At 39.9% G+C, this 12,438-nt stretch carries 16 protein-coding genes; all 16 read right to left on the bottom strand.

Annotated elements, in window-relative coordinates; genetic code table 11:
* The coding region (locus ACFQIC_RS07380; protein ID WP_390217014.1) for a VirB4 family type IV secretion system protein at positions 1–1,138 on the bottom strand (1,138 nt) is incomplete at its 3' end.
* A gap of 5 nt (positions 1,139–1,143) precedes the next feature.
* The gene (locus tag ACFQIC_RS07375; protein WP_204707135.1) at positions 1,144–1,803 is read right to left on the bottom strand and encodes a hypothetical protein; all 660 of its coding nucleotides are present in this window, start codon (positions 1,801–1,803) and stop codon (positions 1,144–1,146) included.
* 2 nt (positions 1,804–1,805) lie between these two features.
* Positions 1,806–2,108 carry a DUF5592 family protein gene (locus tag ACFQIC_RS07370; protein WP_204707137.1) on the bottom strand — a complete coding sequence of 101 codons (303 nt, stop codon included), beginning with the start codon at positions 2,106–2,108 and terminating at the stop codon, positions 1,806–1,808.
* 39 nt (positions 2,109–2,147) lie between these two features.
* Positions 2,148–3,722: a pLS20_p028 family conjugation system transmembrane protein gene (locus tag ACFQIC_RS07365; RefSeq protein WP_204707139.1), complete on the bottom strand. Its 1,575-nt coding sequence runs from the start codon at positions 3,720–3,722 to the stop codon at positions 2,148–2,150.
* Positions 3,723–3,748: 26 nt separating this feature from the next.
* Entirely contained in the window at positions 3,749–6,301 is a 2,553-nt protein-coding gene (locus ACFQIC_RS07360; protein ID WP_204707142.1) for a VirD4-like conjugal transfer protein, CD1115 family, read from the bottom strand.
* Positions 6,302–6,316: 15 nt separating this feature from the next.
* Positions 6,317–7,426: a hypothetical protein gene (locus tag ACFQIC_RS07355; RefSeq protein WP_204707144.1), complete on the bottom strand. Its 1,110-nt coding sequence runs from the start codon at positions 7,424–7,426 to the stop codon at positions 6,317–6,319.
* Positions 7,427–7,441: 15 nt separating this feature from the next.
* Positions 7,442–7,705: a hypothetical protein gene (locus ACFQIC_RS07350; protein WP_204707593.1), complete on the bottom strand. Its 264-nt coding sequence runs from the start codon at positions 7,703–7,705 to the stop codon at positions 7,442–7,444.
* 16 nt (positions 7,706–7,721) lie between these two features.
* Complete coding sequence (locus tag ACFQIC_RS07345) at positions 7,722–7,916, bottom strand: hypothetical protein (protein WP_204707147.1); 195 nt, start codon at positions 7,914–7,916, stop codon at positions 7,722–7,724.
* Positions 7,917–7,981: 65 nt separating this feature from the next.
* On the bottom strand, positions 7,982–8,419 hold the full coding sequence (locus tag ACFQIC_RS07340; protein WP_204707149.1) for a hypothetical protein: 438 nt from the start codon (positions 8,417–8,419) through the stop codon (positions 7,982–7,984).
* A gap of 421 nt (positions 8,420–8,840) precedes the next feature.
* Positions 8,841–9,077 (bottom strand): hypothetical protein, encoded by a 237-nt coding sequence (locus ACFQIC_RS07335; protein ID WP_204707151.1) that lies wholly within the window; start codon positions 9,075–9,077, stop codon positions 8,841–8,843.
* A 17-nt stretch (positions 9,078–9,094) separates the two neighbouring features.
* Positions 9,095–10,117: a DnaD domain-containing protein gene (locus tag ACFQIC_RS07330; RefSeq protein ID WP_204707153.1), complete on the bottom strand. Its 1,023-nt coding sequence runs from the start codon at positions 10,115–10,117 to the stop codon at positions 9,095–9,097.
* Positions 10,118–10,223: 106 nt separating this feature from the next.
* Positions 10,224–10,367 (bottom strand): hypothetical protein, encoded by a 144-nt coding sequence (locus ACFQIC_RS07325; RefSeq protein ID WP_204707156.1) that lies wholly within the window; start codon positions 10,365–10,367, stop codon positions 10,224–10,226.
* 88 nt (positions 10,368–10,455) lie between these two features.
* Positions 10,456–10,731, bottom strand: coding sequence for a hypothetical protein (locus ACFQIC_RS07320; RefSeq protein WP_204707158.1), 276 nt, complete (start codon positions 10,729–10,731; stop codon positions 10,456–10,458).
* Complete coding sequence (locus ACFQIC_RS07315) at positions 10,728–11,240, bottom strand: XRE family transcriptional regulator (protein ID WP_204707160.1); 513 nt, start codon at positions 11,238–11,240, stop codon at positions 10,728–10,730. Before ACFQIC_RS07315 ends, ACFQIC_RS07320 begins: the two co-directional genes overlap by 4 nt.
* A 73-nt stretch (positions 11,241–11,313) precedes the next feature.
* On the bottom strand, positions 11,314–11,616 hold the full coding sequence (locus tag ACFQIC_RS07310; protein WP_204707162.1) for a DNA-binding protein: 303 nt from the start codon (positions 11,614–11,616) through the stop codon (positions 11,314–11,316).
* Positions 11,616–12,347 (bottom strand): ORF6C domain-containing protein, encoded by a 732-nt coding sequence (locus ACFQIC_RS07305; RefSeq protein WP_390217013.1) that lies wholly within the window; start codon positions 12,345–12,347, stop codon positions 11,616–11,618. The genes ACFQIC_RS07310 and ACFQIC_RS07305 overlap by 1 nt, the downstream gene beginning before the upstream one ends.
* Positions 12,348–12,438: the final 91 nt, after the last annotated feature.

The raw sequence follows: 12,438 nt of genomic DNA, 5'->3' as shown, positions 1-12,438 counted from the left end.
GAACTGACTGATCGGTAATATTCGATGGCTCTCCATCTTTCCAAAGATCTAGTTTTTCATAGAGTTTTCGTAAAAGATTCTCATACTCTTTTAGTTCACTATCATTAGCTTCCGGAGCTAGGAATCTATAGAATGTGGTTAGTTTGGATAAGTGCTGTGTAAACGACGTGTACTCGTCTTCAGCCGTTTGATAGACTTGCAAGGGATTAATGACTCCATCGGATCCATCTAGGGCAATTTGTTTTCCACCTAAGGCCTCCGTCAACTCCGCAAACTCTCCTGTTACATCAAACGTTCGCACTTTGTAGCCTTTAATCGCGTTATCTAGCATAATTTTCTTGAGTGTCGTGGATTTCCCTGCGCCCATGGCACCGACCATCACTCCATTAAAGCTTTTTCGCTGCTGATCACGGTGAAACAAATCAAAAACAACATTTCCTCCTGTCAGCGTGGTGCCATAAAAGGTGCCATAGGGATCGTTTAAACTCGTAAAATGGAATGGAAAACCACCGGCTAATCCTAAAGCCGGAATCGGTTGTCCCTCCCGTTTGTTACGATAGGTAGATTGGTCACCATAACTAGATAGAAGCGCTTGCCATTCATACTCCTGTTCATTTAAGAAAATGGATCCTCGAAAGTTTTCATCTTCCAAGGTCGATAAGACTTCTTTCACTTTATCTTCTAATTCAGCTTTCGTTTGAGCGCTAACGTAATGCCGGAGATGCACACGCTTAATGATTTCTCCTTCCTCAGATACTTGGTTATAAAGTTCTCTCAAATCATCGTAATTGTTTTGGGCCTCGATAATCCCAGCGTTATCTTTTTCATTGATGATACGAGAGCTTTGTTCGGCCATGCCTTTGTTTAAGCCATCGCGTACTTTGTACCGATCATCTGATACGATATCCATCGTCGTAATCACATTCTCCATGTTGAAAATGGGTTCTAACCAAAAGTCCGATACGTTCTTCGGAAAAGAATACACATGGACGCATGCTTCATAACCGTCTCCTTTTCGAATGAAGGACTCTTGAAAGTTTAACCCTCCTTGTGGTTGTACATGAGCTAGTAAATACGGATTGTATCCCCTTGCCTTCGTTTTCTCTTCATCTGTTTTTGGTTTTAAAAATGAAAACAACTCCCCTACCCCCTCTTTTCCAATTTAGAATTCTGATTGTGAAGCTTGTACAGCAAATCCAATTTCTTTTCATCGGTTAATTCAATCATGGGTGCAACTCGCCCTAGATATCTTCGACAATTATTGCGGTATTCCGATAACTGTTTAAGACTTGCAGCATAAATATATAAATAAAACTCTCGGTTCGTTCGATGGGTTTCTAAAAATTCCAATTCATGACGTTTTTTTAGTAAAAATTGTTCATATAAAGGGGCTGTATTCTGAGAAATCTTATAATTAACGGCGTCCAATTGCTTTTGCATATCCACCGGGAAATTCATCGAAACGATTTTGATATCATGAGCGTACGATTGAAAGAATTTAGCCATCATCATGATGTCGTATTCTGTTTCCCGGGTAGAAGGTGAATAAATGTCTTTGCTTTGCAGCTGCAACACATCCAAGTACCCCTTATTTTCTTGAAGTTCGAATGAACCATCAGCCGTCATGTCACGAATAGAAAGGATATCTGCCACAGAAGCTTTGGCCATCATCCGTTTTTTCTTACGAGGCTTCGACCCTTTGTGTTTTCTTTTTCGTCTTGTAGATGATTGTTCCTCAAAAAGAGCTTGTTGTGCTTCATGAGCTTCAGAAAACACAGGCCCACTACCTTGGTTTAAAGTCATTTTTAGACGCCCCTTTCTTTTTTTTCCTCCGTGTCCATTGCGCAATAAGTAATCCGGTTCCGAGAGACAGCTAACATCAATGCTTTGGCCATACGCAGTTTCGGATTGGTTTTTGGACGGATCAACCAGGACACCATCAACACAACCCAAAAGATGGCGTAATACCATACCAAAGAGGGATGAACGACATAACGGAAGGTAAAACCAACACCTCCCAGAATTAATACAACAAGTAGGTCTGTAAGGTAAAACAGACGATTGATCTTAAGTTCACTTCCAATTTCAGAAGGGACTTTATAGTGCAAGGTCATCTCTCCTTTCCCAAAACAAAAACGCGAACAAAGTTAAGACCTTCGTTCGCGTTGCTTCCTTTTGCTATTACGGTTTTCAGTAGTATTGCGTGATAAATCGTAGGTCCGTTTGGCACCTTGAACCTTAGGGTTTTGACCCAGAGGATTCTTCGTCCGATCTTTCAGGTATTGCCCGATGGTTCGCTGTTCCGCGCGGTGCTGGTTCGGCATTTGCTCCTGCCCTTCATTTTTAGGAGGTTGGCTATCTCCTTTCAAAGACTGCATCGGGCTCGGCTCTTGCCTTTGTTGTTTCTTTCCTTGATTCATGTCGCTTTTAGTAGGGCTAGGCGATTGTTTGTTTTGTTCTGATCCCTTTGACTTCCCTTTACCTCCAGCCATGCCGGCAACAGCACCAGCAGCACCTGCTCCCGTATTCACCACCGCACTTGTCCCTCCACTAGCTATAGCACCAGCAGCTTTCTTCGCAGGTGGTCCCAGCGTTTTAGAAGCTAGGTAACCTCCCATTGCTACATGCCAAGCATTTTTCAGTCCGGCATCAATACCAAAGAGTTTCTGGACAATGTTCGGTCCATCAATCACAGCTAAACTCCCAGCAATAAGAGCAACTAAATAACCGATACCCTCTAAATTCTCGCCTATGAATGTGGTGTAATACATATACACGCGTAAACTTAGGAAAATCATAATGAGCGAAGCAAATATACTACCGATGTTTTTAATAATCATTTTTAAACGTTGTCCGGTAGATATATCTGCATAAGCCATAATGAGCGCCACAATATGATTAAAGCCCAGTTCAAAACAAAGTTTGGCTATCTTAATGGAGATTAGGACCATTGTAAAAGCCATAACGCCAAGCGTTACGATAGCCGTAAACCAATCAATATGCCAGCGATAATAATTTTCCGGTAAGAAATCAAACATTCCACTTTTGCCTATTTCTACTAATCCTTCCTCTCCATTTGATTCTAACCCTACTTTGTTCATAATAATTCTTTTACCTTGTTCCGATAATTGATCACCGTTTGCTTTCTCAAACTCTCTTGTGATGGTTTCATTAATTGAGATCTTATCAATGTTGGTAGGGGCGACGTGGTGTTGTTCTTCCACACCTGGGGTTTCCCAGTTGTGATCATCATAAATAGCGATATCCGTGATATAGTCCATCATCACTCGGTCGGACGTCGTAAAGGATCCGGTGTCGACCTGAGCCACATCTACTGCATCCCCCGTGAACTCATTGACTTGTCCCATTCCAAAAGTCAAAAGAGAAATAGTCATAATAGAAATGAAAAGGTTCATGGGAATTTCCGCGCGGTTCTTCTCTTTATTAAAGATCAATCGAAATCCAATCATGGCTAATGAAAAAGCTAGCAATACATAGAGTGCCGGTTGAATCGTATCGAGGAAACTTTGGACTGGTTCACTCATAAAGAAATCCGTTAACGTCAACACGTTGTTTACCAAACCCTCTAAGCTATCAACAATCATTTTCAAGAATAATAGAATGCCCCACCCCATAATACGTAAGCCCGATATAAATATGTTGTTAGTTGTCAGTAGATCGGAAAACTGCAATAGTTTTTCTAAAAGCTCTTCATCTGACATGTTCCCCCTCCTTTACATTGAATAACCTACGCAAAGGCCTCTCCTGCTTCCTCTGAATTCATCATCTCTTGTTCCTCTCTTAATCTATCGATCTGTTTACGAATATGGTCATACACTTGTCGACTAATCTCCTGCCCCTCTCCGAGAAGTTGAAGAGTGTACAGAAAAGACTCCAGAAGCTCCTTATTCATTTCTTCCTCACTATGCTCTAGAAGAGGAGCAATTTGCTGCTGAATCATATCAAGGGTACTCCGATCAAAAAATTGCCCCACTTTCTGTTGTTTCCATGTTTCCTTATCAAAGACTGGATTTTTGATAGGCCGTTCCTCCGATGGAAGAGTTTGAGAATCCAGCTTGTTTTCCTTCTTATTTATTGGTTGAGAAACATCTTGAAAGTCCATAACTAGATCTTTTGGATCAATATGGCGATGTGGCGTGTCAATTTCCTCTTCGGTGATAGATCGACTGGTGTCAAAGTCATGATTCAGATACGTATGAGCATATTTCATACTGTGTTTTCCAGTGTTGTAGATGGGAAATGCTCGGATTTTTCGTCCCTTCTTGTCACGACGCATCAATACACGCCGAACCACAGAATCACCTTCCTCCAATTCCTGGAGTTCATTAGCTGTTAGGAGATCCCGCCCCTCTGTGCTCTCCGTCTTGGATTTATCCAGCGAAAAGGTGGAACCCGATCGCGTTTGAGTATTTAACGTTTGTTTGCCTAGCTTAGAAGAAAAATAAGAGGCCGAATCATAATCGGCACTTAATATATAAATTTCATTACCACAGTTTCCACGGATGGTCGCTTGACCGTCTTCCCCATACAAATCTTTCAACTGAGCGTAAGATTGAACGACCAGGTGAAAACGAATGTTTCTTCCGAGACAGACCGTGATTTTATTATCCATATCAGCAATTCCTGGCATGTTCCCGAACTCATCCAACATAAAGACCACTTCACGCAAACATTTCTGCCCTTTGGCAATCGATGCGTTCTTCGATAACACGTAGTACAGCTGACTAACAAAGATCGACGGGATTGCGTGCGTCGAAGTATCATAATCCGGGGTAACCATAAAAAGGGCAATGGGTTTGGTAAAGTAACAAACCCTTTCCACAGTAAGATCACTTAAAAAGTCTGGGGAAGTAGAAAAGTGAAAGTGAATCTCTCCGGATTCTTCATGGACTTCCTTCACTTGAATAAATAATTGACTCCTTTGTTTTTTTTCATGGTATTTCCTTTGGTCTTTCGTTTGTTTCCGGCTTTGTTTCGCAGATAAAGGCTCTTGATCTTGTACAATAGTTAGGGTGTCTCCCTCTTTCAACTTTGAGGAGAAGTTAATGGTCCAGGTGCCACTCTCCCCAGATTGATTCGTTTCCGTAATACCATCAGGAAACGTGACAAATACTTTCGAAAATGGAGTCCCTCGACCTTTGATGGATTGTCCAAAGCCGACTTTTTTCAAATCTAGTGAATTTTTCGCTGTCATCTTGGCTGTTTCACTCATTGTAAATTTCGTTAACCCATTCATGGCCGTCGTAAAAATACTAGATCGTGTATTTCCTTTCGAAAAGTTGCTCGTCGCATACTGCTCTTTGGCGACATGTGATTGAGGCAACTCCTGAAAATACTCATCCAAAGCATTGCACTCTTGTCCCTTTTCATCCACTTCGTTTTTCGTTCCTAGTTCAGACAACATATTGGCGACAGTGTACATGGTGATTTTTTCTTCTGTTCCTTCTGTGATGCTTTTTTCCGTAATCGCAAGAATCATGGCGTTCACGAGAGATTTGGCCGAATCATCCCACATCGGCTCTTTCGCTTGTGGATTGTGATAGAGCATATGGGTAATCGTTTCACACAATGTTTGGGCCGTGGAAAAATCGCCATCTTGATAAGATTGTTTGACAAGCTCTAGTAAATTAAAGCTCATGCTTTGCATTGGATTCATTAAATTGAGAACTTCAACTTCATACCCTCGATTTTCAAGGGTTTCGCGACTGGAAGCGAATAACTCCCCTTTGGGATCATTAATGACTAAAGAAGGCTGCTCCTCAGCACGAGAATAAGCATCGATGGTGGGAATCACATAGGTTTGACCTTTCCCACTTCGCGTTGTACCGATAATCAAATTATTCACGGGCGAAGGATCAATATAAGCTTTATCTCCCTTACGAGCTAATACAGGACCACCCTGACCTTGGTAAGTAAATTTCCGATCAGGGATGGCTTTGTATTGTTGTTGAATTTCCTTGCGTGTTGCGAAACGCTGCGAACCTTTTTCATCCGTTCCAATTTGTTTGTAGTTACTTTGTAGTTTATAGACCATGTGAGCGACACCCAGTAGACCGATAAGAACGACGATGCTATAAAACCACGGATACTCTTTCAATTTAAGATCTGTAAAATAAGATCCTTGAATAACAAAAGGTTCACTAAACTCAGGGAATGTTTGAACCGTATCCCACATAGCAAAAACAACATTCAACATAAATGTGGCTATTAACATCGTCGCCATAAAAAAACAGATGCTTAATGGTATAAGCACCTGCTTTTTAGCGATGATCGTTTTCAAAATGGATCAACTCCCTTAAAAGTCATTTTGTTCTTTCTCTAAGGATTCTTTCTTCTCCTCTAATGAATTGATTTTATTCTGGTCCTTATCGTCTGACTTTTTCTCGGTTTCTATTTGATTATTAAGCTTGGTCAGTCGTAATTCCAGTTCTTCATATTGGTTAATTTCATCATTTAACTCATCACTTTTGGCTTCGCTAGCCATTTTTTTCGCTTCCTCTGTTTGATTGAGCTTTAAATAGGCCCATCCTTTTTCTTTATAGCGTTCTTGCGTCATGGGTACATCTTCCACGTGTAACGCTTTTTCATAATCTTCTTTGTGATACGCCAGTTCAAACGCACCAGATGGACTCGGGTAGGTTTCTTGAAATTTCTCCAGTTCATCGATTCCATGCATTTGCATCACCTGACTAGCTAAGAAGGACACCCCTTCCTTCCCTGATTGATTGACAGCTTCTTCATAGTTTTTTTTCGACACGAGAAAATAAATCAGTGCTCCTTGCTCTGATTCGCTACGTGTTTCTTTTACTTTTAAAGTATCAATCGCTTCACTCATCTCCCCAGTCATAGCCATTTCATATCTATGTTTTATAGTTGTCGCTTCGTTCAGTTCCTGACTTTTCTTTTTCAATGCTTGCGATTGGTTACTCATTATCATAGCTAAAGCAATAGACGTAATGATAGCCACTACACCCAAGCTAACCAGAGAAACCGTGATTATCTTTCCCTGCTTGCTAAACGGCTTCCACCAGTAGAAGCTTTCTGTATCCTCTCTCGATAATTCTGTCAGGTCTATCTGATAAGACGTGGGTGTATGGGACGTTAGTTTTTGTAGGAGAATATCGCGTTCCGTCTCTTGTTGTTGATCTTTCATGGGGATCTGTATAAGCTTCTGACATATATGATCATAGATGTTGGTGGTTTCTTCTGACCCTACAAAATACGTTCCGTTATACAGTTTATCGCCTGTTTCGTTAGAAACCATAAAGTCTAGAGCAACCGTCTCAGTGTTTTTCTTCTTCCATTTCGCGTCCAGATCGGCGGTTTTTTCTACGGCTTCATGAAAAGAGTAAGGACGAAAACTAGTAATTTCTCCATCTACTTTTGAAGTGAATAACACTCTCATTCCTACATCGCTCCTTTAAAAGATCACCTGATTGTCAATGTATTCGGCAATGGCTGTGGCACCCATCAAAACTACAAGACCAACTGCACCACCTATAAACCAAACAATAGAACTTTGACGCCCCCGAACGCCTCCCCATATAAGGTGGTAGGCCCCGATACCAAAGGCAATAGCTGCTGAAATAATACCAAGTAGCTGCATCGCGGTCAGGATAGAAGCTCCTGTTGATTGTAAGTTACTAATCGCAGACAATAAGGCATAATCCGTAAAATTCTTCATCATAAATACGCTCCTTTTAGTAATTGTTGTTACCTTCCTGATTATTCAATCCCTTGTAATGCATGAGAGATTTCATGACAACGTCTTGATTTTCTTGAATGTATTCCTGATGTTTTTCGTGTAGCCAATTATTGTAAGAAAGGTCTTGAATGGTTAAAAGTGTTTGAACAAGATCTTTCGATTGTTTGAGTTCGCGGTTCGTAGATCCCACCTTCTCACCTCCTTCTAAGAAAACTAAACCATAAAAAAAGAAGCGATCTATATAGATCACTTCTTTTACGGTGCTGTCTCATCAATGAATTCTTGGAGTGCTTTTTCCTTTTCATTCTCGGAAGAATGGTCAACACCTCTTAAGGAAACATATTCTGTTAAGGTTCCATGTTTATAAACTCCTAAGGTTTCAAATTGGATATCCTTTAGACCCAAATCCTTTAACTTTAAATCGTTCTCTAGCATTTTAGTTGATTGAGAATTAATTTCTTTCACATTAATAGATTCAATGTTTTCTTCAACAAACTTAATATTGGACTTTCGTTCGGCATCATCTTCGGTGCTGTTAACCAATACGTACGCTGAATCGTTATTCCCAATATATTTTTTCATTTCGTCTGGTGATAAAGACTCGACTTGACCTGTGGCTCCCTGAGTTCCGCAACCTACAAGAATAAAGGCCATAACTAGTCCAGCCAAACCACCAATCCAATGTCTTTTCATCAGACGATTCCCCTCTCAAGTGATTTGTATAACGATTCTAACACCTACTCAAATATAAATCCACATCTTGGAAAGGAAACCTTTTTCTATATAAGATTGTGTTTGGCTAGATACAATCAACCCTATGCAGACCCATTATATTAATCATAGTGTTCTGCAATGCACAACGTTTCTAGCATATACGAAGAACTTTATGTATCTAGGTTTTACTATTAAAAGTTTCATCGGCAATACCCTCACTTCAAATAGAAGAACCATTATTGATACAACGCTTACCCGGTCACTAGATGCGTTTCACGTAACACGCACCGAACGCTCATCGACAGCTAGGAAAGTTCTGTGACCTTTCTTTTCCTAACATAGATATGTAGTTTTCAATGTTCAATAAGTGCTATTTAAGCACGTATTAAAATCGTTATACTTACTTGACGGGTATCAGCTCACTCTTAGGGTTTTTCCGTTTAGCAATGGTTCTAAATCGATAATCCTTTACAGTTCGAATTCGATAATAGATACTGGCAAGTTTTTTAGTAGTTCCATGGCGATCTACCGCCCAAATACCGTGCACATCATATCTTTTTCCTTCAAAGGTTTTTACATTGTCAGCTTGTGAAGAAATATCATAATAAGCAAAGTGCTTTTTATTTGATTTCCCCATATTACTCCCCCCTAGTTTCATGGATCTCCAACCACTCTAAGCTTTAATTGGTCTAATAAAATATCTATAGCTGAGCATTTACCTTCCCGAATAGAAGCCATATCCTCTTCAGAAAGTCTATACCGATGATCAATAGAATCAAGAATATTCTCTCTCGATCTTTTTAGCTTGATCGATAACTCAATGGTTCGAGCTGTATCTTCAATGCTAGGCTGTTTATTTATATTATGCTTTTCTTGCTCTTCACGGTTTTTAAACCATTCCGGCACCACTTCCTGTTTGGAGGGTCCTTTAGAGAATGTACCATTGTTATGGTTTTTATTTTCATATTCAACTTTCTCCGCCTCTGCTTGTTCTATCGTTCGAATTCCTTTGTTTATCCAGGATTTAAGAATACTCTTCACGTATCCCCACGTTGGTTTATTACGATCTAAGGAACGTTTCATAGCTTCCATGATTAATGGATCCCCAAGGTCCTCACTCCATATCACTATTTCTTCTGAGATTTGAGGACGTATAATGCCAAAGTTGTTTTTAAAGAATTGAATGGCGTCCCTATTCATCGGTCCAGAAGTAGTTGTAGTAATAAATTCTTTTACATTCTTAACTTCTTTAAGTTCTTGTTCATTCTTGTATGTGTCTTTTTGCTGTCCTTCCGATGGTAAAGTGGTGTTATTTTGTTGTTTCTCTGTTGTCTCTTTGTTGTCGTATTCTTCCTCATTAGATTGATAGGTTCCCCAATTATCAATGGTTATAACACTATATTTGTTGGTGGGGTGGATGGTAATCACACCATCTTCCTGTAAGATTTTCAGATAATCTCGGATCGTCGATTCATTCATGTTTAGCTCCGTAGCAGCTTTCTTTCTCCCAAATATAAATTCACCTGGTTCCAGCTGAACCTTTTGTCTTCCCACTCTAACTTCCGCTTGTTTATGACTTGATTTTGTTAAGCAGTAAATAAATATCTTTAGCATCTTCTCATTATCAAAAATTTCACTATGAAGGATCTTTCGATGAAGTTTTACCCAACCTTGCATATATACCCCTTCCTTCCACTTTTAGCAAATAACTATCCTCTTGCTCTATCTAGTCACATAGAGTGGCTAATTAAAGGATAGCAACCGATAGTTGTAGTTCAATTCATTAAAAGATAGAGACTCTCGCCCTTGCCTTTCTTCTGACTATATGGCTAGTTAGCATGCCTATAAATGTTACATAAAATCTGTTTCTATCCGTTTGATTTATACCTTCATCAACAGCCTGATCAAATGCTTCGTGTGGTTTCATTGTTCATCCCTCCTATAATGCGGCGATTGCATGATATAAGAACCAATAAGCTCCACCAGCTGACATAACGATCTTTACTTTCTGCCAATCAATCTTCACGTAGCCACTCCACTTTTGCTGCTACAATTCCTTTTTGATTTAAACGTGCTACCAAGTGACTCAACTGATTATTGTTTTGTTTGCGCTCTTGCAACCACTCAAGCTCATTAGATATTTGGATCATGTTGAATGCGGTTTGCTTACAGGCCTCCATATCCCCTTGAGTGAATTCTGCCTGAAGCTTATTCGCTAAATTCCAAAAGCGCCGTGTTTCCTGGGCGGCTTGTTCAATGTCCTGTTTTAAATAGTTATCAAGATTATTCATTTTTTTAATCGCCTCGCTTTCAGTGATATGAGCCATTCTTTAAATAACTTTTTCATTGAGAAATCATATTCCTTACATAACGCTGCTACCAAGTTAATCTGAGAAACTGATGAGTCCAGGATTTCTTTAATGACCTGCTTCACTTCTTCTCTTTCCAGGTCCGAATTTGCCTGTATCGGCTTATGCCATTTCACGTGGTCCAAGTTTTCCAATGCTTCTTGTGTCTCTTGTTCGGCGAAGTACCTCATATGAATGGGATCGTGCTGGATATGGTCGCCATCAAGATAAGGCATGTGCACATATCCAGTTGATTCTTCCCATGTATGAAAATAAAACTCTGGATCATCAAGCGATTCTGAGAAAGCCTTCCTCATTTCGGGTTGATACTTTCTATCTTTTGTTTCTACTTTCGATATCGTTTCTCTGCAATAGTTGGTGTCAAAGGACAGTTCTAGTTGTGTAGTGTCTTGTCTGTTTCTGGCTTTGACCAATTCATTTTCGATGGTCAATTTGGATTAACTCCCTTCGTCACTTTTGATGTCTAGTAATGTGAATGAGTGTATGGATATACTGGCTGTACAGTTAAACGATTGATAGTTTCTTAGGGTCCGCATGTTTCTTGACCCAATCGGTATGGCTGTAGATCCAATCCATTAACAATGTGGTCGGTACTCTTGGATGACCAAACTCTCGGTTTACCGGGAAGTCTTCACGATGGAATAATTCAGCGCATTTCGTTTCACCTATTTGCATGAGCTCCATGAATTGCTTGCGTGTGAGCAGCGGTGGCAGCTGATCTTTGAGTGCATGGCGTTCGATAGCTTTGTCTACGGCATCGTTTACCATCTGTTGGAATAGTTCTTGATCAAATTGAGCTTGGAGCATTAGATCACCCCCCGAATGACTTGTTGTTGATTAGTGCTTTCAATTTCCATTCGCAAGCTCGTATCTGGTTGCCAAAGTTCAATAAATCGAATACCTTCTGCAAACTGCTTTTTGGGTAGTTCACTATAGCGCGGGATTGTGAAATGGTTTTTAAAGTCCCTCCAGAAAGCTGAGAACACTTGCCGGCTCATTTCACTGTAAGCAGGAGCCTTTCTACCACCAATCACTTCCATGATCTTTTTGCTTGCTCTCTTTTTGATTTTGTATTCCTGAGACCCATCAATTCTCATGGTTTCTTCTAAGAAAGTTATTCGTTCATCATGCTGTTCGATTTTTTCGTTATGTTCGATTGATAATTTCATTGAAGCCATTAATTGTTCTTTATCACTTAATACTTTAGGTTGTTGAGCTTCGTAAGAACCTGTTTTTCGTATGGAAGGGAGAACTTCTGATGTCACCCATTTCCTAAAACATTTGGATTCAGGTTTTCGACTATCGAGAATTACATCATAGAGCCCATCTTCATTTATGAAGGTTGCTTGTTGAGTTCTACCTAATGAATCTTGGATGGGGTAATTTGAAATGACGTCATCCTCTAACCTTGTTTTTACTTGCCTTGGATTTCCAAGGTTTAGAATTTCGCATACATCTTTCAACAAGAAGAATAGTTCATTATCTTGTTCGATCACCCTGAGTTGGTGACCATTGAACATTTCAGTTAATTGATTCATGAATTGCCTCCTGTTACCATTATAGAAATTGAGCAATTTCCAATTTAATCTCTTTCTGAGTATTTCTAGCTTTGTCTTCATTGTTCAATTG

This window comes from Halobacillus seohaensis (assembly GCF_042663045.1).
In the GTDB taxonomy this organism is placed as follows: domain Bacteria; phylum Bacillota; class Bacilli; order Bacillales; family Halobacillaceae; genus Halobacillus_A; species Halobacillus_A seohaensis.
This window is presented reverse-complemented; position numbering and strand designations above follow the sequence as displayed.

Coding starts and splice junctions, on each gene's coding strand:
- ACFQIC_RS07325 (WP_204707156.1), bottom strand. CDS start 10,367: ATGAAACCACACGAAGCATTTGATCAGGCTGTTGATGAAGGTATAAAT.
- ACFQIC_RS07310 (WP_204707162.1), bottom strand. CDS start 11,616: ATGCTCCAAGCTCAATTTGATCAAGAACTATTCCAACAGATGGTAAAC.
- ACFQIC_RS07335 (WP_204707151.1), bottom strand. CDS start 9,077: ATGGGGAAATCAAATAAAAAGCACTTTGCTTATTATGATATTTCTTCA.
- ACFQIC_RS07330 (WP_204707153.1), bottom strand. CDS start 10,117: ATGCAAGGTTGGGTAAAACTTCATCGAAAGATCCTTCATAGTGAAATT.
- ACFQIC_RS07350 (WP_204707593.1), bottom strand. CDS start 7,705: ATGAAGAATTTTACGGATTATGCCTTATTGTCTGCGATTAGTAACTTA.
- ACFQIC_RS07365 (WP_204707139.1), bottom strand. CDS start 3,722: ATGTCAGATGAAGAGCTTTTAGAAAAACTATTGCAGTTTTCCGATCTA.
- ACFQIC_RS07340 (WP_204707149.1), bottom strand. CDS start 8,419: ATGAAAAGACATTGGATTGGTGGTTTGGCTGGACTAGTTATGGCCTTT.
- ACFQIC_RS07375 (WP_204707135.1), bottom strand. CDS start 1,803: ATGACTTTAAACCAAGGTAGTGGGCCTGTGTTTTCTGAAGCTCATGAA.
- ACFQIC_RS07320 (WP_204707158.1), bottom strand. CDS start 10,731: ATGAATAATCTTGATAACTATTTAAAACAGGACATTGAACAAGCCGCC.
- ACFQIC_RS07305 (WP_390217013.1), bottom strand. CDS start 12,347: ATGAATCAATTAACTGAAATGTTCAATGGTCACCAACTCAGGGTGATC.
- ACFQIC_RS07355 (WP_204707144.1), bottom strand. CDS start 7,426: ATGAGAGTGTTATTCACTTCAAAAGTAGATGGAGAAATTACTAGTTTT.